The organism is Arthrobacter sp. JUb115 (genome assembly GCF_004365035.1).
GTDB lineage: Bacteria > Actinomycetota > Actinomycetes > Actinomycetales > Micrococcaceae > Glutamicibacter.
Map to the genome: position 1 here is coordinate 49,375 of NZ_SOBS01000007.1, position 20,433 is coordinate 69,807.

The 20,433-nt window shown below is 61.3% G+C and carries 18 protein-coding genes; 7 read left to right on the plus strand and 11 right to left on the minus strand.

Translation table 11 applies throughout. The features are described 5' to 3' along the window. Window positions 1-157: 157 nt before the first annotated feature. From purL to purS, 3 genes are read right to left on the minus strand one after another with little or no spacing between them, the layout of a single operon-like run. Window positions 158-2,473 carry a phosphoribosylformylglycinamidine synthase subunit PurL gene (gene purL, locus EDF61_RS12920; protein ID WP_133834336.1) on the minus strand — a complete coding sequence of 772 codons (2,316 nt, stop codon included), beginning with the start codon at window positions 2,471-2,473 and terminating at the stop codon, window positions 158-160. Continuing rightward, window positions 2,470-3,222, minus strand: a complete 753-nt coding sequence (gene purQ, locus EDF61_RS12925; RefSeq protein ID WP_102598680.1) for a phosphoribosylformylglycinamidine synthase subunit PurQ — start codon at window positions 3,220-3,222, stop codon at window positions 2,470-2,472. Before purQ ends, purL begins: the two co-directional genes overlap by 4 nt. Continuing rightward, window positions 3,222-3,473, minus strand: coding sequence for a phosphoribosylformylglycinamidine synthase subunit PurS (gene purS / locus EDF61_RS12930; RefSeq protein ID WP_102598679.1), 252 nt, complete (start codon window positions 3,471-3,473; stop codon window positions 3,222-3,224). The genes purQ and purS overlap by 1 nt, the downstream gene beginning before the upstream one ends. Window positions 3,474-3,693: 220 nt before the next feature. Between purS and EDF61_RS12935 the strand changes: the two genes are divergently transcribed. Next, window positions 3,694-4,104: a YchJ family protein gene (locus EDF61_RS12935; RefSeq protein ID WP_133834337.1), complete on the plus strand. Its 411-nt coding sequence runs from the start codon at window positions 3,694-3,696 to the stop codon at window positions 4,102-4,104. A 3-nt stretch (window positions 4,105-4,107) separates the two neighbouring features. On the opposite strand, the gene EDF61_RS12940 is transcribed toward EDF61_RS12935, so the two are convergent. Further along, complete coding sequence (locus EDF61_RS12940) at window positions 4,108-5,100, minus strand: ankyrin repeat domain-containing protein (protein WP_133834338.1); 993 nt, start codon at window positions 5,098-5,100, stop codon at window positions 4,108-4,110. 179 nt (window positions 5,101-5,279) lie between these two features. Between EDF61_RS12940 and EDF61_RS12945 the strand changes: the two genes are divergently transcribed. Next, the gene (locus EDF61_RS12945) at window positions 5,280-6,410 is read left to right on the plus strand and encodes a methyltransferase domain-containing protein (RefSeq protein WP_105657980.1); all 1,131 of its coding nucleotides are present in this window, start codon (window positions 5,280-5,282) and stop codon (window positions 6,408-6,410) included. Here the strand turns inward: EDF61_RS12945 and EDF61_RS12950 are convergent. From EDF61_RS12950 to EDF61_RS12960, 3 genes are read right to left on the minus strand one after another with little or no spacing between them, the layout of a single operon-like run. Continuing rightward, window positions 6,407-7,984 (minus strand): cation:proton antiporter, encoded by a 1,578-nt coding sequence (locus tag EDF61_RS12950; protein WP_105657981.1) that lies wholly within the window; start codon window positions 7,982-7,984, stop codon window positions 6,407-6,409. The two genes, EDF61_RS12945 and EDF61_RS12950, sit on opposite strands and share 4 nt — an antisense overlap. A gap of 48 nt (window positions 7,985-8,032) precedes the next feature. Then, complete coding sequence (locus tag EDF61_RS12955) at window positions 8,033-8,464, minus strand: hypothetical protein (protein WP_105657982.1); 432 nt, start codon at window positions 8,462-8,464, stop codon at window positions 8,033-8,035. 32 nt (window positions 8,465-8,496) lie between these two features. Continuing rightward, window positions 8,497-9,396 carry a 3-methyladenine DNA glycosylase gene (locus tag EDF61_RS12960; protein ID WP_105657983.1) on the minus strand — a complete coding sequence of 300 codons (900 nt, stop codon included), beginning with the start codon at window positions 9,394-9,396 and terminating at the stop codon, window positions 8,497-8,499. Window positions 9,397-9,473: 77 nt separating this feature from the next. On the opposite strand from EDF61_RS12960, the gene EDF61_RS12965 reads away from it, so the two are divergent. The 3 genes from EDF61_RS12965 (at window position 9,474) to EDF61_RS12975 (ending at window position 12,883) form a co-directional block, all read left to right on the plus strand. Beyond that, window positions 9,474-10,028, plus strand: coding sequence for a DinB family protein (locus EDF61_RS12965; protein ID WP_133834339.1), 555 nt, complete (start codon window positions 9,474-9,476; stop codon window positions 10,026-10,028). A gap of 221 nt (window positions 10,029-10,249) precedes the next feature. After that, window positions 10,250-11,599, plus strand: a complete 1,350-nt coding sequence (locus tag EDF61_RS12970) for a TIGR01777 family oxidoreductase (RefSeq protein WP_105657985.1) — start codon at window positions 10,250-10,252, stop codon at window positions 11,597-11,599. A gap of 153 nt (window positions 11,600-11,752) precedes the next feature. Then, on the plus strand, window positions 11,753-12,883 hold the full coding sequence (locus tag EDF61_RS12975) for a ferrochelatase (protein ID WP_133834340.1): 1,131 nt from the start codon (window positions 11,753-11,755) through the stop codon (window positions 12,881-12,883). A 230-nt stretch (window positions 12,884-13,113) separates the two neighbouring features. Here EDF61_RS12975 and EDF61_RS12980 read toward each other — a convergent pair whose 3' ends face one another. The 4 genes from EDF61_RS12980 to EDF61_RS12995 all read right to left on the minus strand — a co-directional run bounded on the left by EDF61_RS12980 (window position 13,114) and on the right by EDF61_RS12995 (window position 17,876). Next, window positions 13,114-13,494 carry a twin-arginine translocase TatA/TatE family subunit gene (locus EDF61_RS12980; protein WP_353653990.1) on the minus strand — a complete coding sequence of 127 codons (381 nt, stop codon included), beginning with the start codon at window positions 13,492-13,494 and terminating at the stop codon, window positions 13,114-13,116. 160 nt (window positions 13,495-13,654) lie between these two features. Further along, on the minus strand, window positions 13,655-15,055 hold the full coding sequence (locus EDF61_RS12985; protein ID WP_133834341.1) for an LCP family protein: 1,401 nt from the start codon (window positions 15,053-15,055) through the stop codon (window positions 13,655-13,657). 167 nt (window positions 15,056-15,222) lie between these two features. After that, window positions 15,223-16,116: a LysR family transcriptional regulator gene (locus tag EDF61_RS12990; protein ID WP_105657988.1), complete on the minus strand. Its 894-nt coding sequence runs from the start codon at window positions 16,114-16,116 to the stop codon at window positions 15,223-15,225. Window positions 16,117-16,451: 335 nt separating this feature from the next. Next, window positions 16,452-17,876 carry a CitMHS family transporter gene (locus tag EDF61_RS12995; RefSeq protein ID WP_105657989.1) on the minus strand — a complete coding sequence of 475 codons (1,425 nt, stop codon included), beginning with the start codon at window positions 17,874-17,876 and terminating at the stop codon, window positions 16,452-16,454. Window positions 17,877-18,062: 186 nt separating this feature from the next. On the opposite strand from EDF61_RS12995, the gene EDF61_RS13000 reads away from it, so the two are divergent. Together EDF61_RS13000 and EDF61_RS13005 are read left to right on the plus strand one after the other, a co-directional pair. Further along, entirely contained in the window at window positions 18,063-19,757 is a 1,695-nt protein-coding gene (locus tag EDF61_RS13000) for a sensor histidine kinase (RefSeq protein WP_133834342.1), read from the plus strand. Then, the gene (locus EDF61_RS13005; protein WP_105657990.1) at window positions 19,754-20,425 is read left to right on the plus strand and encodes a response regulator; all 672 of its coding nucleotides are present in this window, start codon (window positions 19,754-19,756) and stop codon (window positions 20,423-20,425) included. Before EDF61_RS13000 ends, EDF61_RS13005 begins: the two co-directional genes overlap by 4 nt. Window positions 20,426-20,433: the final 8 nt, after the last annotated feature.

Genomic DNA, 20,433 nt, shown 5'->3' on the forward strand with positions numbered 1-20,433 from the left:
CTCGACCGGTCTCCAGCCCAGCCGCACAGGCGCCAGAACGCATCGGACTCGGGGCTGGAGCAGACCTTGGAGCACTGCTTAGCGCCACATCATCCAGGCATGCAAAACGGCGGCTCTCCTCGATGAGGAGAACCGCCGTCCAGGGGTGGGCCAGAAACTAGCCGAAGTACTTCTTCATGGTGCCCTCGGAAGCCTCGCGCAGCTCGTCCACCGATACGGTGAACTCGCCCTGGACTTCCAGGGCGCCGGACTGCGCATCGACAATGCCCATGCGGGCCACGGTGACACCGCGGGCGCTGGTCATGTCGTTGAAGCGGACCTCTTCGCTGCGTGGAACGGCAACCAAGGCGCGTGCCTGGGACTCCGAGAACAGCGCGGTGAAGGAATCGATGCCGTCACGCTGCTTGATCTCGTCCAGGGCCACGCGGGCACCGACGCCGTAGCGCAGGACCATCTCGGACAGCGCTGCAAGCAGGCCGCCCTCGGACAGGTCGTGCGCGGCGTCGATCATGCCATCGCGGCTGGCATTGATCAGGATTGCGCCCAGTGCCTTCTCGGCTGCCAGGTCGACCTTTGGCGGCAGGCCGCCGAGGTGGCTGCGCAGGTTGGCGAACTCCGAGCCGTCCAGCTCATCGGCGGTGGTGCCGATCAGGTAAATGGCCTGGCCGTCGGCCTCTTCGCGCCAGCCCGAAGGGGTGCGGCGGGCGACGTCGTCGAACTTGCCCAGGGTCGCCACCACAGGCGTCGGGTGGATGGCCTTGTCGCCGGTCTGGTTGTACAGCGAGACATTGCCGCCGGTGACCGGTACGCCGAGCTCCATGCACGCATCGGACAGGCCGCGGATGCCCTCGGCCAGCTGCCACATGACGTCGGGGTCCTCCGGGGAACCGTAGTTCAGGCAGTCCGAAACCGCCGCAGGGATCGCACCGGAGGTGGCGACGTTGCGGTAGGACTCGGCCAGCGCCAGCTGGGCGCCGGCATACGGGTCCAGGTAGGTGTAGCGGCCGTTGGCATCGGTGGCGATGGCCACGCCGAGTCCGGTGGACTCGTCGATGCGGACCACGCCGGCATCATCCGGGGCGGCCAGCGCGGTGTTGCCGCCGACGTAGCGGTCGTACTGGTTGGTGATCCAGGACTTGTCGCACATGTTCGGGCTGGCGATCAGCTCCAGGGCGGCGGCCTTCAGCTCTTCGCCGGTAGCTGGCAGGTTGGCGCCGGCTTCCGAGGACTTGAAGGTGTCAGCCTGCAGCGCATCCTGCCACTGCGGGCGGGCATACGGGCGGTCGTAGACCGGGCCGTCGTGGGCGACGGTCTTCGGGTCCACGTCCACGATGACTTCACCATTCCAGGTGATGATCAGCCGATCGGTGTCGGTGACCTCGCCCAGCCAGGAGTACTCCACGTTCCACTTGGCCATGACGGCCTCGAACGCTTCGATGTTCTGCGGGGTGACTACGGCCATCATGCGTTCCTGGGACTCCGACATCAGGATTTCGCCCGGTGTCAGGGTGGAGTCGCGCAGCAGCACGTTGGTCAGCTCGACCTGCATGCCGCCTTCGCCGTTGGAAGCCAGTTCGCTGGTGGCGCAGGAGATGCCTGCGGCGCCCAGGTCCTGGATGCCCTCGACCAGCGAGGCCTTGAACAGTTCCAGGCAGCACTCGATGAGCACCTTCTCGGCGAACGGGTCGCCCACCTGCACCGCAGGGCGCTTGGAGGGCTTGGTGTCGTCGAAGGACTCCGAGGCCAGCACCGACGCGCCGCCAATGCCGTCGCCACCGGTGCGCGCACCGAAGAGCACGACCTTGTTGCCCACGCCCGAGGCATTGGCCAGGCGCAGATCCTCGTGGCGCAGTGCGCCCACGGCCAGTGCGTTGACCAGCGGGTTGCCCTGGTAGATCGGGTCGAAGACGGTTTCGCCGCCGATGTTCGGCAGGCCCAGCGAGTTGCCGTAGCCGCCGATGCCCGAGACCACGCCGTGCACGACGCGCTGCGAGTCCTCGTGGTCGATCGCGCCGAAACGCAGCGGATCCATCACGGCGATCGGGCGGGCGCCCATGGAGATGATATCGCGCACGATGCCGCCGATGCCGGTAGCGGCACCCTGGTACGGCTCGACGTAGGAAGGCGAGTTGTGGGACTCGATCTTGAAGGTCACGGCCCAGCCGTCGCCCAGGTCGGTGACACCGGCGTTTTCGCCCATGCCGACCATCAGGTCCTTCTTCATTTCCGGGGTGACCTTCTGGCCGAACTGGCGCAGGTGGTTCTTGGTGGACTTGTACGAGCAGTGCTCGGACCACATGACCGAGTACATGGCCAATTCAGCGGCGGTCGGACGACGGCCCAGGATCTTCACGATCTCGGCGAACTCGTTGTCCTTCAGGCCCAGCTCTGCCCATGGCAGTTCTACATCCGGGGTGCCCGCTGCGTTATCGACGGTGTCGATATTGAATTCCTTAGTGGCTTCCTGGCTCACTTTTTGCCTCCAACAAGGTGGGTCAGAACGCTGGTGAAGAATGCCAGCCCGTCGGTGCCGCGGTGGTCCGGGCCGAAGCCGGCCTCAATGGCGTGCTCCGGGTGCGGCATCAGGCCGACAACGTTGCCGGCCTTGTTGCTCACGCCGGCGATCGAGCGGCGCGAGCCGTTCGGGTTCCAGCCCACGTAGGAGAACGCGATGCGGTTTTCCGCTTCGAGCTCGTCCAGGACCTTCTCGTCGGCCACGTACTGGCCATCCTGGTTCTTCAGCACGATGGTGATTTCCTGGCCTGCTTCGAAGCCGTTGGTCCACGCGGTCTGGTTGTTCTCCACGCGCAGCAGCTGATCGCGGCAGATGAACTTCAGGTGGTCGTTCTTGATCATCGATCCGGGCAGCAGGTGCGACTCGGTGAGGATCTGGAAACCGTTGCAGATGCCCAGCACGGGCAGCTTGGCATCGGAGTTCGCGGCATCTGCGATCTTCGCCATCATCGGTGCGAAGCGGGAGATCGCGCCGGCGCGCAGGTAGTCGCCGTAGGAGAAACCGCCGGGGATCACCACGGCGTCGACATCCTGCAGGTCGGTGTCGGCGTGCCACAGGGACACCGCTTCGGCACCGGCTGCGCGCACGGCGCGAGCGGCGTCGCGGTCATCGAGGGTGCCCGGGAAGGTCACCACGCCGATGCGCGCTCCGGAAAGTTCAGTGCTTGGCGTTGAATAGTCGCCAATCAGGGGAAGTTCGGCGCTCATTAGTCTTCGAATACCTCGACGTTGACGACATCTTCGATCACCGGGTTGGAAAGCAGGGTTTCTGCAGCCTCGCGAGCCTGGGCGAGGATTTCTTCGGTCACCTCGCCGTCCACTGACAGTTCAAAGCGCTTGCCCTGGCGGACAGCTTCGAAGGAGGTGAAGCCTAGGCGGGGAAGAGCTCCCGCGATGGCCTTGCCCTGAGGGTCAAGGATTTCTGGCTTGAGCATGACATCTACAACGATGCGGGGCATCCGGCATATCTCCTGTTGGCGAGGTTAAGTTAAATGCCACACGGAGATGCCGTCTCACACCAGGGGGATTTGGCGCTCCGCGAGCTTGCCCTCATAGTCTACCCGTGAATGTGATGGGGAAAACGTCCCTGTGCGCGATAGCACCGATATCCTGCGGTTTAAGTCATGTGATCTTAGGCTCACGGGTTGTCGAAGCGCGCTCGACGCGTATGCTGAAACTGTGAAAAATGCTAGTCAAACCGTCTGCGCCTGCCGAGTCCTGGACGCTGCGAAGCTGTCCTACGAGAACTGCTGCAAACCCTTGCATGACGGAAGGGAAGACGGCTCCTTGCTGCCGCAGACCGCGGAGCAGCTGATGCGCTCACGCTACAGCGCCTTCGTGCTGGGGCTGTCGCAGTATTTGCTGGCGACCTGGCATGAGAGCACGAGGCCCAAGGAACTGGACTTGGATTCGCAGATGCGCTGGACCGGCTTGGAGATCATTTCAACCCGTGCTGGCGGCGCGGCGGCCTCCCGCGGGGTGGTTGAATTCGCTGCGTACTATCGCGACGGCCGGCATGAAGCGCAGCAGCATGAGGTCAGCACCTTCGTGAAGCAGGACGGCGCCTGGTTCTACCTCGACGCCCTCTAGGATTCAGCGCTTGGCTGCAGCCTGCAGCATGGTCAGCATCTGGCTCTGCTGGCGTTCACGCGCTAGCTTGAATGCATCCGAACCGGAGTGGTCCTCCAAATGCGGGTCCGCCCCGTTGATAATCAGCAAACGCGCGATGGTGATGGCATTGGCGGTGCCCTGGCCCAGGACAATGGTTTCGTGCAGGGCCGTCCAGCCCAGGTCATTAACCTGGTCTACCGGGATATCGGTGCGGAGCAACTGGCGCACGGCCTGAACCCGGCCATTCTCGCTGGCGACGGTCAAAGCGGTCCCGCCCATGCGATTCACCGCCGTGAGGTCGGCCCCGCCGTCAATGAGAAGCTTCAGCGTTTCAACCTGGCCATTGGCGCTCGCGCGCAGGAACGGCGACTCGTAGAAGTCATCCTTCTTGTCGGGATCCGAGCCTGCTTCGAAGAGGGTCTTGGCGATGGCAGGGTTCTTGTTGATGACTGCACGCATCAGCGCGGTGCGACCGGCCTCGTCCTGCGCGTCGAGGTCAGCTCCATCCTTGAGCGCCGCCTTGACGTCCTTCAGCTTGCCTCGATTCACTGCAGCGAACAGCTGCGTGGTGGCCTTGGACATTTCGGCCGCTGAACTGGGAAGCGCCTTGATGGAGGCACCAGTGTTGGCACCCGAGGCCAGGGGCGACAGCGATGTCTTGTAGCTTTCGGGCTTGGCCGGAGTGCCGGCGGGCTGCTTGGCTGAATTGCTCGGAGTCGTGGTGGGAGCAGTGGCATTGTTCCCGGTTGGAGCCGGAAGCGGGACGCTGGAGCTTGCTGCGGCCTTGCTCGGAGCGGGCAGGGATTTTTCGGTGGCACTGCTGGAAGACGGGGCGGGAACCGGGGTGGAAGAAACTTCATGAGCCTGGGGTGAAGAAGCGGCGCAACTCGTGCAGGCGCCGATCACGGCAGCAAGGGGGAGTGCAAGCAATGCAATGCCACGGCGATGCGTGGATAGCCCGGTATGAAGTGCCATCTGTCCTTTCGCGGTTAAACAACCCTTCCCCGTATGGCTTTCGCATCATGCAGGGATTCTGCTCAGTAACTTTTGATCAATTGCGAGCTTAGCGGCCAAAGCTGAAAATTTGCGGTCAATCAGCGCCAAGATTTCTCTGTGCTCGGTGCCGGCCGATCTTCGCTAAAATCATAAGCACCATGGAATGCCTTTACTTTTCTGCCTCCCGTTGCCGCTCATGCACCTTGATGACGGTGCCTTACGCCCAGCAACTGCAATCTAAGGTAGCGGATTGCCAGCAGCTGCTGGCCGGCTTCCCAGGCCTGGAATTCCTTCCGCCCCAAGCCAGTAGCGAACAGGGCTTCCGCAACAAAGCCAAAATGGTCATTTCCGGAACCACCGGCCAGCCGACCATCGGCATCCTGGATGCCGACGGCCACGGTGTCGATCTGCGCAACTGCGGAGTCATCGCAGCACCGCTACGTGCCGTATTCCCGGTCATCGAGCAGTTCATTCATGATCTGAAGCTCATTCCCTACGACGTTCCCAAGCGCAAGGGCGAACTCAAGCATGTGATTCTCACCCTGTCGGATACCGGTTCGGTGATGGTCCGTTGGGTATTGCGCACCAAGAAGCATTTTGTGGCACTGCGTGATTCGCTGCCGCAATTCCTTGAGCAGCTTCCACGCCACAGCGTGGTGTCGGTGAACTTCTTGCCTGAGCACAAGGCAGTGCTGGAAGGCGAAGAAGAAATCATTCTTACCCGCCGAACCACCTTGGAATTCGGGCTGAACGGCGTACCGATGCACCTGCGCCCCCAGGGCTTCTTCCAGACCAACAGCGAGATCGCTGCCGCCTTGTACCGGCAGGCCCGCCAATGGATCAACGATGCCAACCCCGAAAGCGTTTGGGATCTGTACAGCGGGGTGGGTGGTTTCGCACTGCATTGCGCTACCGAGGACCGTACCGTGTACGGCATCGAGACCAGCGGGGAAGCCGTTGAATCGGCAAAGACCAGCGCCAAGACCATGGAGCTGGATGACATCCATTTCAGGGTCCAAGACGCAACCGAATTCGCGCTGGGTGCCGGCTGGGCGCCAGAGGCGGTAATCGTGAATCCTCCGCGCCGCGGTATCTCCGCAGAGCTATCGAAGTGGCTGAACGAGTCCGATGTCCAGCACATCATTTACTCCAGCTGCAACGCGAAGTCACTGGCCAGGGACCTGGAGCGTTTGGAGAACTACGCTCCGCAGCAGGCTCGCGTCATGGACATGTTCCCGCAGACCAGCCACTACGAAGTCATCGTGAAGCTGGAGCGCAAGGCCGCCTAGCGATCCAGGGTTGCGGTGCGTCGGTCAAGGCGGCCGACAATCTCGTCAACGATGTGCGGGTCGATATTCGGTTCGCGGCGGGCCTTGAGCAGCTCGTCGCGGGCGGCTTCCAGGGCGATGGCCTGGATCGAATCGGCCTTGGCGATCACCGCGCGAATCTGCGTGTACTTTTCGTCCGAGATCGCATCGTGCGGATCCGGGTCCTTGGCCAGGATGGTATGCAGCGAGTTCATGCGCCGGCGCACTGCCTGCTGGTAATTCTCCGGCAGCTCTTCGAGCTGCACGTTCTTGCGCAGCGCCGCCAGTGCGACAGCCTCGGCGCGACGGGCCAGGGCCCGGCGGGCACGCTTGGCATCTTGCTCGTTGTTGCGCAGCTTCAGCACGCGCATCAGCGCTGGCAAGGTCAGGCCCGGGAGCACCAAAGTGCACAGCAAGACGGAGCAAGCGGCGACCACCACGAAGTTGCGTCCCTCGATGGCCGATCCATCCGCTGCGACCTTGGGCAGTGCCAGGGCCAAGGCCAAAGTCGCCAGCCCGCGCATGCCGCACCAAGTGAGCACCAGCGCATCCTTGCGCGCAGGAATCTTGGGCTTGCTGCGGTTGGGCAGGTAGTAGGTCGCCAGCATCCACAGCGCACGCACTGCGATGACCACGAAGCAGATCGCGGCGATGCCCGGGATGAAGCCGATCAGGTTGCTGCCTTCCTCCTGGATCACCTGGTTCATCTCGATGCCCATCAAGCCGAAAGCCAGGCCGGTGGCCAGTAGCTCGAGCACTTCCCAGAAGGATTGCCGGGTTAGGCGTTCGGCAGAGTCCTGTGGGCGGTCCCGCCGCACCATTTCAAGGGCCGTCACCACCACTGCGATGACCCCTGAAATATGCAGCTCCTCCGCAATCATGTAGACCGCATAAGGTGCCACCAAGGTGGCCGCGCAACGCGCTGCCAGGTTGGGAACGAAACGGTTCAAGGCGCCGATGGCCCAGCCCATGGCCAGACCCAGGACTACCGCCCCTGCGGCACCGAGCAGGAACTGCGGAATGATTTCGAGTCCGACTTCCGAGCCATTCAGGGTTGCCTGGACGGCCAGCTGGAAGATCACGATGGCCATTGCGTCGTTGAACAGGCCCTCGGTTTCCAGCAGGGACGTCAGGCGCCGCGGCATTTTCACCTTGGTGGCAATCGCATCCACCGCGACCGGGTCAGGCGGGGCCACTACTGCGCCCAACGCCAATGCCAGCGGAATGGAAGCGATGGGGGAGAAGGCCAGCGCGGTAGCGGCCACGGTGCCTGCTGTCACCACGATGAGCACCACGGCCAGCCGGATCAGGGCCTTCCAGCGGAAGCGGAACACCGACCAACTGCTGCGCTGGGCCGTAGCGAAAAGCAAAGGCGGCAAGAAGATCGGCAGGATCAGCTCGGGCTCAATATGCATTTCGGGCATGAACGGCAAGAAACCTGCCAGCGTCGCGAAAATCAGCATCAAGATCGGGTAGGGCAATTTAATGCGTTCCCCGATGCCGACAATCAAGATCGTGGCGAATAGCAGCGCGATAACCAGCAGGAAAAACTCCATAGTCTTACTATTCTAGTTTCTCCGCGCAGTTATTCAGGGGTTATCGACTCATGTTTTCACGGAACCGAGTAGAAACGAGGCGGCATCCCAACGATCGATGGCGCAGCCGTTATGCCGGGAAAAGCTCGTATTCACCGTCTCGCCGTGCAGGGTTCCGCTTATTTCGGCCCGTTGCGGTCCACCGTATATTTCGGTGCAGATTTCCTGGGGATCAACTTCTCCGGCAATGGCACCGGGTTCAAGCTCGAGCTGCAAGCAAGCTTTGGATGCGTTCGGCAATGTGCTGGATTCAGCGGCTTGTTCGCCGGTGCATTCCAGGGAGTACTGCTGTGAAATTTCGCTGCCGTCATCGCGAATGGTGATTTCCAATTGGGTCTGCGGCCCCTGTCCGATGCTGGTGGCGCAGGAAGCCAGCGAGAGGCTCACGCAGCCGAGCGCGATACCGGCCGGAATCAGGCGAAGGCCCCGTGCAGTAACCATGGATCAATCTTGCCTGCGGCCGCGAATAAGTTCTAGTCTTCCGGGAAGATTGGCAGGTTGTTGGCGACTTCCAGCAATTGATTGCGCAGCGAGTCGGCACGCTGGGCAAATTCCTTTTGCAATCTCACGTACGCGGCCTTGCCCTCGGGAGTTTCAATGCGGATGGGTTCATGGCCCCAATCGCCCAGATCATAGGGGGACGCCTGCATATCCATGGTGCGAATGTCCCAGGCGAGCTCGAAGCAGTCCATGACCAAGTCGCTTGGCACCGCAGGGGAGAGCTTATAGGCCCACTTGTACAGATCCATGTTGGCGTGCAGGCAACCGGGCTGTTCCAGGTCGCGCTGGGTTTCCCTGGTCGGCTGCAGCTCGTTGAGCTCGATCGCCTGGGGAGTGTAGAAGCGGAATGCATCGAAGTGGGTGCAACGGATCTTGTGTGTTTCCACCACTTCGTCGGTTCCCTGCGCACCCAAGCGCAGCGGGAGGTATTCATGGCGGATGCCGTTGGCCTCGGATTTGTAGGCCATCGCCCATTCATGCAGGCCGAAGCAGGAGAAGTTTCCTGGCCGCTGCGCGGTGCCGGCCAGAATGATGCGGGCAAACTCGATGGCCCGGGCACGCGCCTTGCCGAATGCCTCCGCATCGAAGTGGTATCCCGTACCGTGGCCGGTTTGGACTCTGCGGTAGAACTTCCACTCGCCGCGTTCTTGGGCCGCGTCTCCGGCTAGAACCACGTTCATCCCTGGATGCCAGCGGTAGAGCTGGCCCGGCTTTTGCGTGTAATAGGTGAACAGGAAGTCCTCGATGGGATGCTTCTTGCCCTTCATCCGCCGTTCCACGAAAGGTTCGCCAAAGGCCCGAGCCCGTGCTTCATGCTCAGCGGCATGCGGCATCCACTGCGAGGGTTCCAAAATGGCGGCGGTCAGAGGCATACTTCTAATTATTCAATTCATGGGCCGATGAAACCAGTTTGGTACGCCAACTCACACTTCTCGCAAAGGGGTACGCCATGGAAATCCTGCCTCCCTGGGAACCGCCAATGAGCGGCTCCGACCAGCAGCATCTGTTCGGGATGCTTGACAGGCTGCGCGCCACTTTCAGATACAAGGCCGACGGGCTGGACATCGAACAGCTGGCAACCAAGTTGCCCAGCAGCCAGCTCAGCCTGGGCGGATTGCTCCAGCATCTTGCCCTTGTCGAAGATGAGAAATTCACCTACTTCATTGCCGGGCAACGACCTGAAGTCCTCCTTGGGTTCACTGCCAACGGGCGCGAGCACTTCGTGGTTGATCTGGAAGAGGATCCGGAGAATCTTTATCAACGCTACGACCGGGCCGTGGCCAAAAGCCGAGGAATCCAGCAGTCCGTTATCGAGGAAAGGAATCTGGACACGGGCTCGGGGTTGGCCTTCGAAGGCAAGCATGCGTCGATACGCAGAATCATCTGCGACCTGATTGAAGAGTATGGGCGGCATGCAGGGCATGCGGATCTCTTGCGTGAAGCCATCGACGGGCGGGTGGGCGAGGATCCTCCCTTCGACTATCTTCCTGCATGGTATGCCTAGCTTTCTGGTTGCATTGGCAGCCGCTTCGGGCAACAGCCGGTCCGTTAGTTGTCCGCAATCAAGCTCTGTCCAGAAGTTCTTGTTCCTGCTCCAAGTCTGCCGGGATAGCGTGCTGCAGGAAACCGAGGGATTCATTGCGGCGCCGGACCAGACATTGCGACGGAATCCAGCAATTTCCCATCCTCGGGAACCGGCCTGCCTGAAGCCTCTAGGATGGGGCCATGAACACTGAGCGCTCCAGCCAACTTCCGGCATCTGCATCCGTTGTCTTTGACTGGTTCTCGCGACCCGGGGCCATGCAGCGGCTCTTGCCACCGTGGCTTCCGCTGAAGGTCATTGAAGAAGCCGGTTCGCTGAAGGACGGGACGGCCGTGCTGGGCCTTCCCGGCGGAGTGCTGTGGAATGCCAAGCACCAGCCTGAGGGGTTCGCGGAGAACCGCAGTTTCGTCGACCAGCTTGAACCCGAAGGGGTTCGCGGCCTTCCTGCCCGGGTGGTGCAGTGGCGGCATGAGCATTACTTCGAGCCCGCGGGCGCGCAGTGCACGACCGTGGGTGACTGCATCCAGTCGAATATGCCAGGACGGCAGATCGAATCGATGCTTGCATACCGCCACCGCCAGCTGGCAGACGATTTTGCCGCACACCAGCGGGCGGCGCAGGCCGGGTTGAAGCCGCTGGTGATAGCGCTGACCGGTTCAAGCGGATTAGTCGGACAGGCTTTGTGCGCCTTCTTGTCCACCGGCGGGCACCGGGTCGTCAAGCTCGTGCGGCACGAGCCGGAATCGGCAAGCGAACGGCGCTGGAATCCGCTGGATCCTGACCCGGGCCTGCTCGATGGCTGCGACGCGGTCATCCATTTGGCCGGAGCCAGCATCTTCGGCCGGTTCAGCCAAGCGCATCGGCAGGCAATTCTCTCCAGCCGCATCGAACCGACCCGATCCCTTGCCCTGCTGGCGTCACGTTCAGGTGTCCGGACCTTCATCAGCGCTTCGGCCATCGGATTCTACGGTGCTTCAGCCGGACCGCACCCATTGGACGAGACCGATTCCCCGCGGGCCGGGACTCCGGATTTCCTGGCTGACGTGGTGGACCGCTGGGAACGTGCGGCGAATGCGGGGGACAGCGGCATGCGCCGGGTGCAGATCAGGACCGGTATCGTGCTGAGCCCCAAAGGCGGGATGCTCGCCGTTTTGCGTCCTGTATTCTCCGCAGGCCTGGGCGGTCCCCTGGCAGGGGGAAAGCAGATGCTTTCGTGGATCGGGCTTGATGACCTGCTGGACATCTACCATCGCGCGCTATGGGATTCGCAATTGGCAGGTCCGGTCAATGCGGTGGCACCGCAGCCGGTAAGCAACGCCGAATTCACCCGGGCCTTGGCGCGCGCAGTGCGGCGGCCTGCCATCATTCCGGTTCCTGCCGCGGCTCCCAAATTGCTGCTGGGAGCCGAAGGATCCCACCTTCTGGCCATGGCTGATCAGAAAATTGTCCCGCGCAAATTGCTCGATGCCGGTCATCAGTTCCGCAATGAGCGCATTGAGCTGGAACTGGCTCATAGCCTGGGCAGTCGTTAGGAATCGGCGACGCCCGCTGGTGATTCGGAGGCAAAGCAATTATTGTTAGCTTGGCTAGATAAAAGCTAATCTAGGTAATTGCTTGCGACTGCTTGCTCCGGGGGATTTTGCCCATGGCGGCAGTTGCCCGAGAAGAAAGCGTGGAGGATCCCGATGGGAAACATGCAGGTAGCGCCGTTTGATGCAGTTGTGCTGATGTCCTTTGGCGGGCCGGAAAAGCCCGAAGATGTCCTGCCTTTCCTGCAAAACGTTACCCGGGGACGAGGGATTCCGGACGAGCGCCTTGAAGAGGTGGGCGAGCACTACTACATGTTCGGCGGAAAATCTCCGATCAATGAGCAGAACCAGGCTTTGCAGCAAGCCGTTCAAGAGGAATTTGCAGCCCGCGGCATCGATACGCCGCTGCTTTGGGGGAATCGGAATTGGGAACCGTACCTCACCGAAGTGGTCGGAAACCATGCGCGCAGGCACGGCTCGAGAAGGTTCCTGGCCATCGATACGTCGGCCTACTCCTCATATTCCTCGTGCCGGCAATACCGGGAGGATTTCGCCGGAACTGTGGCGGCACTGCAAGAAGAGGGCCTCGAGGTGGTGATCGATAAAGTCCGGCAGTACTACAATCATCCGGGATTCGCTCGTGCGCAGTTGGACTGCGTGCGGAAGGGATTGAAGGAATTCAAGCAGCTCGTCGGCGGCCTGGACCGCAACCGGCACAAGATCCTATATGTCACCCATTCGATCCCTACTGCGATGCAAGAATCATCGCAGAAGTTCACCGCCGGCTACCAGCGGCAGCATGAGGAGCTCATAGCCTGGATTGGCGGGGAACTAGCTGGTGAGGAGCAGCTGGATGCCGAACTGGTGTACTGCTCCCGTTCTGGATCCATGCACACTCCCTGGCTGGAACCGGATATCAATGACCGCATGCGCGAGCTTGCGGAAACTGGAACTGAGGGCGTTCTGGTTGTACCCCTCGGATTCGTTTCGGACCACATGGAGGTCAAATTCGATCTGGATACCGAGGCGGCAGATACCGCGCGCGAGTTGGGGATGGCGTTTCTCCGTGCCGGCAGTGTTGGCACCTCACCGTCGTTTGTCAGCGGCTTGGTCGATCTGGTCCTGGAACGGGCAGCGCAAGTGCGTGGCGAGCAGCCGGAGTCATCGACCATCGCCGGAAGCAAAGCGCTGGGCCCGGGCAGTGGCGCCTGCTCCCTGAATTGCTGTGAAGGCGCTACTAGTAGAAATACTGTTCCGAATTGGCGCGCCGGCGTGCCTGCAAGCTAGGCCGGCAGCCGGCTGGTGGCTGATCCCGGGAATCCTTTTTCGGCCGGCCATCACGGTTGGCCGACGAACCAGCTAAGCTGGGCCGATTGCGGCTAGATGCCGGAATCCGTGCGATCCGGATGCGGGAACCGGATGGAGCTTTGGGGACTTCGATGAATGAGTCCTGTCCACCGGTCCGTATTCACTGCGCGCGTGGCCAGCGGACACTTGCGGCAAGGAGCAGTGGCGTCCTAAGTGCTTTCATCGTCAAAAGGGGCTGGGCCGGAGGGTGCTGGCGGTGATGATGAACTCTTGGTCTCGGGTCCCCTTGAGCGGGCAGAATCCGGGAATCCTTGGGCAGGCGGCTCTTCGAGTTGATCTCGCAGCGCTTCGCTGATGATCCTTCGAGGATCATATTGCCGCGGATCGAACTTCTTCAGATCCATGTCCGCGAAATCCTCGCCAAGCTCCTCGCGGAGTTGTTCCTGGGCACCAGAGGCGAGTCTGCGCAACTCGAGAGTCAGCGTGGCTAGTTTCCTTGCGTAGTCCGGCAATTTTTCAGGTCCGAGCAGCACGGCCGCCAAAATGGCCAGCACGATGAATTCATTGCCATTGATGCCTGCAATGCTCACTGTGAATCACCTCGCTGCAAGGGACGCGGTCAAACGGAATTGGCAGGTGCAGCCCAACCGGAATACGAAGGCCAACAGCCGCGGGCAAACGGAGATTCGCCTGGCAGCCATCGCGGCATGGCAGGATGTTCCGGTGGCGCTGCCCGCCCTTGGGGCCGGCTCAGCCGCAGAGTTTCTGGTCTGCTTTGCGGCTGTTCACCTTGACGGGCTGCTTTTCTGGCCGCTCCAGGTTTTGGTAATCCTGGCCCAGAATCAATTCGATGCTTTCGACATCGGCGACTGTTGCCTTGATATCGAGATCGACTGCCTTGGCGAATGCGTCGGCTGTTTTCCTGGCTGCATCAGTATCCGGAATCAGCAGCCGTGTCTGCGCCTGCAAGGACGCCGCGGTAGTGATTGAAGTGACGGTGAAGCCTTGCTCCGTGGCTTCGTTGGCGAATTTGCCGGCCAGTCCGCTCACTCGCGCTGCGTTGGCTATGCTGACAGGTAGCTGCCGGGCGGAGGCTTTCGCCGTGGCAGTTTCTCCTGCATCGGATTCGGAGCCGGATTCGGACTCGGAATCCGGATTCACCTGGATGTCTTGCTTGATGCGTTCAAAGATGAGGGTCGCGTCCGGAGCCGGGACCACCCGGTTGGCGTTTGATGGTGCAGGCTGGGTCGGCATGGTCATGAAGGTGATCCTGTCCGTGGGAACGTCCTTGACCCGCGCAGCCAATCCTGCAAGTTCCGGTAGCGAACTCAGTTCCGGGTCGACGGTCATCGAGGAGGTAATCGCGTCAAGGAAAGAGTAGAGCCGGTCCGGGCGTGCGAGAACTTCCTTGCTGGTGGCACGCTGGACTATTGCGGACATGACCTTCTGCTGGTTTCCGAGCCGAGCGAGGTCGCTTCCATCGCCAACGGCATGGCGGGTCCTGGCCAGGGCAAGCGCATCGGTTCCGTCCAGCTCCTGCAGCCCGGCTGGAAGATCCAGGTTTGCTTTCGGATCGGTCATTGGCTGGGCCAGGCACACGCTGACCCCGTCGAGTGCGTCGATGATTGAAATGAATCCCTCGAAATCCACCTCAATGAAGTGGTTCAGGTGAACTCCGGTGAGCGCTTCCACCGCGGCGACAGAGCACGCGGGACCGTAATTCAGCGCAGAATTGATCATGCCGTATCCTCCGGCATAAGCGCCGGACCCGGTATCCGCGCAGGCCGGGCGCTGCAAGACGGTATCGCGTGGGATCTGGACCGCCTCGATGCGCTCGTTGCCTGGCGACAAGTGGACAAGCAGCATGGAATCGCTGCGCCGGGAGCCGTTATCCGTGCCGAAGCCGGTGGAGCTGAAATCCCGGCTATCGGAACCGAGCACCAGCAGATTCAGGCCTTCGCTGGAGTCCGGGACATCCGCTTCAGAAGCCCTGAGCGCCGAGACGGAAATATTCCCCTGCAGGCGCAGGAAGGCAATGCTGGTCGGCACAACTATTGCCAGCACCAGCGCCGCTGCAATGATGGCAGCTACCCGGCGCCGCGGCCGTTTGGAACTACGCCTGGCAGAGTACGGTGTTCGTTGGGAATTCACGATCTTGCTCTCCTTGGTAGGACCATGGCCGGATTACCCATCAAGCTGACCACGTGGAACGCCGCTGGAACCAATAGCATGGTTGATTAGAGCCATGCATGCAGCGCATGAAAGGCCGATTTCGCGCGCAGGTTCAGGAGAGCGGAAACCGCCTGGAGATCTCTGTCTCAGAGGTATTCGAGGAATTCGCCCAGCGCCGGATTGCGGTATTCTTCGCGGCGGTAGATGACGCCCAGGGGCCTGCTGGCTGGCAAGCTCAGCGGGACCTGCTTGCCGCCGAAGATCACGGCGGTGCTGGCCATGATCCGTGGAACCAAGGTGATGCCGCCGGCGGCGATGCCCAGATGGACCAATGCGTCGCGTTGCGTTGTGGTGATGAGCCGCGGAGCGGTGGCCTTCAAGCTCCGGTAAACTTCGTCGGTGATCTTGCGAATCGAGGTGCCCTGGGGGAGGGTGGCCAGAGTCAGGGAATTGAGCAATTCTGTGCTTAGCCCAGTGTCCGGGTCCACCTCGGTATCCTCGGATACGACCGCCGAGAATTGCTGATCGCGCAGGGATTTGCCGATGAGGTCCGCGGGGATGCGCTCGTTCACGCCAAAAGCCACATCGGCACGATTCAGGCGAAGCGCATCGGCAAGCTGCTCATCGTCCTCCACGCTCAGGATCTCTATCCGGACACCGGGGTGCTGGCGATGGAAGGGGCCGATGTACTCGGGCATGATTCCTCCAACCAGGGAGGGCAACCCCGCGATGCGCAGGGATCCGGTGGCCAATGCACGCGTGGAGGAGGCGATGGTTCCGATCGCGGCGACTTCACGCAGTGCCCGGCGGCCGGCAGGAATGATGCTCCGGCCAACCTCGGTCAGCACCATGTCCCTTCCAGCGGCCCGGAACACGGGCATGCCAAGAGTGCGCTCCAACGCGCTAATGCGCCGGGACAAGGAGGGCTGGGAGATGCCAAGGATATCCGCGGCGGCGGTGAAGGAACCATAGTCCACAATCATGACAACCGCTTCGAGCTGGGCCAGGGAGATGCTGTTGTCCAGAGGTTCTCTTTCCATGCGCTGGAGCCTTCCTTTGCGTCGGGAGAAGACGGTCGAATTCGCGGTGTGGCCCAGTGGCGGGTCCATCCGGTCCAGGGGAAGCACGCGCTGTGCACGTCTTGCCCTGCCTCCAGTTTTTCACGGGAAACTGTGCTTGCTGAACCGGCGCCCTGTGCAGATGGTCAATGGCTGCCGGGAAGAAGCAACTGGGTGCTCGAATAGCTGCATGCGGCAGCCTCCGGCCGGCTGCCAACAGGGTCAGCCCGGGTTAAACACCGGACTCCGTGCCACCCGCTTGGAAATGTCCGGGTGGCACGGAGCCTGGCTGACGACGGACCTTTGGTCCTGGGGCGTTAGCCCATGTGGATGACACCAAGGAGCATGCCCGAAGCGAGCATGACCAAGGAGACCACCAACGCACGCCACAGCACCTTCTTGTGGTGATCGCCCAAGTCCACACGAGAGAGCGACACCAGCAGCAAGATGGCTGGAACGAGCGGAGACTGCATGTGCACTGGCTGTCCGGTGATGGAGGCGCGAGCCATATCCACCGCTGGTACACCGAAATGCGCGCCGGCTTCGGCGAGAACTGGCAAGACGCCGAAGTAGAAGGCGTCATTGCTCATCAGGAAGGTAGCTGGAATCGAAATCAGCCCGGTCAGTACTGCCATGTATGGACCCATGGAGGTAGGAATGACATCCACCAGCCACTGGCTCATGGCATCAACCATGCCGGTGCCGGAGAGCACGCCGGTGAGCACTGCCGCGGCGAGCACCATGGAGACCACGGCAATGATTTCGCTGGAGTGCGCGGCGATCATCTTCACCTGGTCGGAGACCTTGGGGAAGTTGACGATCAAGGCGATCGCGGTACCCACCATGAACAGGTAGGGCAACGGAGTGACATCGACTACCAGCAGCACCATGATGGCGACGGTCAGCGCCAGGTTGAAGTAGAAGGTCTTGGGGCGCAGGGTCTCGCGATCCGGATCCAGGACGGTGCCGTCCAAGGTGGAAGCTTCGGTGCCATCGCCCTTGCGAGCCACGGATTCCAGTACGGCCAGGTTGCCTCCGGCAGGGGAAGTGCCAGCAGGGCTCTTTCCTCCGGTAGGGGTGGAAACGTTGCCGCCACCGAGTTCGGTGCCCCAGATTTCCGGACGCTCGCGCTGCAAGCGGCGGCGTTCGGATACGCCCATCTGCCATGCGAACAGGGCAATGACAATGAGGGAAATTCCCAGCGCAGGGAGCATCGGCACGAAGATTTCCGAGGCGTCAACACCTAGTGCCGCTGCCGCGCGGGCCGTTGGGCCGCCCCAGGGAACGATGTTCAGCGTGCCATTGGTCAGGCCTGCAACGCAGGTCAGGACCACTGGGCTCATGCCCAGGCGCTGGTAGATCGGCAGCAGTGCCGCGGTAACCACAATGAAGGTGGTCGAGCCATCGCCATCGAGGGAAATTACGCCGGTGAGCAGCGAAGTGCCCATGACGACCTTGGCGGGGTCGTTGCCCACTAGCTTCTGGATGCCGGAGACCAATCGGTCGAACAAGCCGACGTCGATCATGATGCCGAAGTACATGATGGCGAACATCAGCAGGGCTGCGGTACTGGACATGTCCTTGACCGCGTCCATGACCATGTCGCCAAGGCCGAATCCGGCACCGGTGAACAAGCCGAAGATGGTTGGAACCAGAATCAATGCCAGCAGCGGCGTCATGCGTTTTGTCATGATCAGCACCATGAAGGTGGCGACCATGAGGAATCCGAGTACAACGAGCATTGACCCGACCTCCATTTCAGTGTGAGTGAATCCTTAGTCCCCACAAGCTAGGAGGGGCACCCATTCAAGGTACGTGTCGGTGCTCACTTTGCGCGTCTTGTGCTTATTGTTGAAGGCTTAAGTTCTTTGCCAACTTTTTGCTCATTAAAATCACGAGAGTGGAAAGATGGGTTTATGCTGGGTGGCATGTTCCGTTCTGGCGCCGGCACCCGGCATTTCGCATCACGCATCATGCGGCTTCAATTCCTGGTCGTAGGTGTTCTGATTGTTCTCGTTACCGCCGGAACGCTTTTCGCCAGCTATGACCGCGTCTATTCAAAAGCCGAAGATACCTCGCTGACCATAGCTCGTTCGGTGGCCGTCTTGCCGGAAGTAGTTGAGCAGGTCTCGCACTATGCAAAGCTGGACGAGCTGGATGCCAAGGCGCTCGCCGATGGAAAACTGCAGCAACTGGCAAACGCTGTCATTGGGCAAGAGCAAGCGTATTTCGTGGTGATTACCGAGGACCGCGGACTGCGCTTGAGCCATCCGAACCCCGAGGAACTGGGCCAAATGGTTTCTACTGACCCGGTGGCGCTGGAAGGCATTGAAGCGGTCTCCCGGGAACACGGAACCCTTGGTGAATCGGTGCGCGCCAAGGTCCCGGTCTACAGTACCGCGGGTGCGGTCATCGGAGAGGTTTCCGTGGGCGTGACCACTGACTCCTTGACCGGGGCGCTGCTTGAGTCCTTCGCCTGGATTGTATTGCTTGCGGCGATTTGCGCAGCCTTGGCAGTGCTTGCCGGACGAGTCACCGTACGCCGTTTGAAGCGCCAGACCCTTGGGCTGGAACCGGCCGAAATTGCCCAGCTTGTCAGGGACCAGCAGGCCGTGCTCTACGGTGTTACCGAAGGTGTCATGGGCATTGGCGCCGATAGCCGAATTACCGTGCGCAACAGGGCCGCCAGGCAATTGCTGGGACTGCCGCACCGCACCGAATTGGAGGACGTGGTCGGCCGCCACTTTGAATCCGCTGGTTTGGATCACCGGCTGGTCAGGGCGATCAAGGAATGCGACCCGGCACCGGTGCGCTTTGCGGCCAATGGCAACTCGCTCATAGCCCGCGTGACCAAGGTCGACCGTGACGGAGTGGACCTCGGACTGGTCGTGCTGCTCCATGATGTCACCACCCTTGAAGCGTTGGGAACCAAACTCGATGCAGTCCAGGACATGGCCGATGCGCTGCGCGCCCAGCGCCATGAATTCGCCAACCGGATGCACGCAGTCCTCGGGCTGATCAACTTGGGCAAGATCGAACAGGCAGAAGACTACCTGCGTGAGGTGATGGAATCCGGGCCGAAGATCGCTCGGGTTCCCGGGCTGGAGGCCATCCAGGACGCTTACCTCTCGGCTTTTATTTCGGCGAAGGCGGTGCGCGCCCACGAACAAGGCATAGAACTGAGAGTGTCTGCCCAATCCATGCTTTTCGGACACATCGCCTCGGCCCACGATGCCCAAGACGCCACCGCAGTCCTGGGGAATCTGCTGGATAACGCCTTCACGGCAGCTCTTTGCACAGATGCAGAACCCTGGGTAGAAATCGACTTGCTCTCCGAAGGGAACACCTTGCACATCGCCGTGGCCGATTCTGGACCCGGCATTACCACCGACGAGGATATCTTCGCCCGGGACGTCAGCACCGGGTCCCATCTGGGTGGCGATCATGGCCATGGCGTCGGATTGCCGCTGATCAGACGGCTCGCCCAAGCCCGCAGCGGGGACGTCTGGATAGCGGACCGCGGGACGGATGGTTCCGGGGCAGTTATCGCAGCAAGATTGCCGGCGGTACTGGTGGAGCCAGCCAATACGGAAAACGACGAGATTGAAGGAGCGCAACATTGAGCGAGAATTCCAGCGGCAACTACCGGGTGCTAATTGTCGATGACGATTTCCGGGTAGGAGAGCTGCACGCTGAGATGGTCAACGCCATCCCCGGGTTCCAGGCCCTGGAGCCTGTGCAGGATCCGCGTGTTGTGCCCAAAATGGTGCAGAGCCTGAAACCTGATTTGGTATTGCTGGATCTCTACCTGCCGCATGTCAGTGGAATCGAGCTGTTGAGAGAACTCGATGTTGATGCGATCATGATTTCCGCGGCGATTGAACCGAAGAATATTGACAAAGCGCTGCGCTCGGGCGCACTGGCGTTCATCATCAAGCCCTTTGAGGCCAAGACCCTGGCCGCCAAGCTCAAAGGCTGGGCTCGCTATCGTCGCCAATTGACCGGGACCGCGGAGTTCAACCAGCAGGGCGTGGACCGGTTGTACCGGGCGCTTCAAGGGGGCGAAGAAACCAACGCATCGGTGGGTGCCGCCCCCACCGAGCAGGCAGTTCTTTCCTGCGTCAAGGATGCTACCGAACCCATGAGCGTCGCCGAGGTCGCGGAGGCAATTGGGGTTGCCCGTGCGACAGCGCAACGGTATTTGGCGGCGCTGGTGGCCAATGAATCCCTGGAGCTGCAGCTTGGATACGGAACTCGTGGCCGTCCCGAGCACCGTTACGTGGCACGCTAGCGGCTTGG

Coding starts and splice junctions, on each gene's coding strand:
- purQ (WP_102598680.1), bottom strand. CDS start 3,222: ATGAGCGCCGAACTTCCCCTGATTGGCGACTATTCAACGCCAAGCACT.
- purS (WP_102598679.1), bottom strand. CDS start 3,473: ATGCCCCGCATCGTTGTAGATGTCATGCTCAAGCCAGAAATCCTTGAC.
- EDF61_RS12940 (WP_133834338.1), bottom strand. CDS start 5,100: ATGGCACTTCATACCGGGCTATCCACGCATCGCCGTGGCATTGCATTG.
- EDF61_RS12945 (WP_105657980.1), top strand. CDS start 5,280: ATGGAATGCCTTTACTTTTCTGCCTCCCGTTGCCGCTCATGCACCTTG.
- EDF61_RS12950 (WP_105657981.1), bottom strand. CDS start 7,984: ATGGAGTTTTTCCTGCTGGTTATCGCGCTGCTATTCGCCACGATCTTG.
- EDF61_RS12955 (WP_105657982.1), bottom strand. CDS start 8,464: ATGGTTACTGCACGGGGCCTTCGCCTGATTCCGGCCGGTATCGCGCTC.
- EDF61_RS12960 (WP_105657983.1), bottom strand. CDS start 9,396: ATGCCTCTGACCGCCGCCATTTTGGAACCCTCGCAGTGGATGCCGCAT.
- EDF61_RS12965 (WP_133834339.1), top strand. CDS start 9,474: ATGGAAATCCTGCCTCCCTGGGAACCGCCAATGAGCGGCTCCGACCAG.
- EDF61_RS12970 (WP_105657985.1), top strand. CDS start 10,250: ATGAACACTGAGCGCTCCAGCCAACTTCCGGCATCTGCATCCGTTGTC.
- EDF61_RS12975 (WP_133834340.1), top strand. CDS start 11,753: ATGGGAAACATGCAGGTAGCGCCGTTTGATGCAGTTGTGCTGATGTCC.
- EDF61_RS12990 (WP_105657988.1), bottom strand. CDS start 16,116: ATGGAAAGAGAACCTCTGGACAACAGCATCTCCCTGGCCCAGCTCGAA.
- EDF61_RS12995 (WP_105657989.1), bottom strand. CDS start 17,876: ATGCTCGTTGTACTCGGATTCCTCATGGTCGCCACCTTCATGGTGCTG.
- EDF61_RS13000 (WP_133834342.1), top strand. CDS start 18,063: ATGTTCCGTTCTGGCGCCGGCACCCGGCATTTCGCATCACGCATCATG.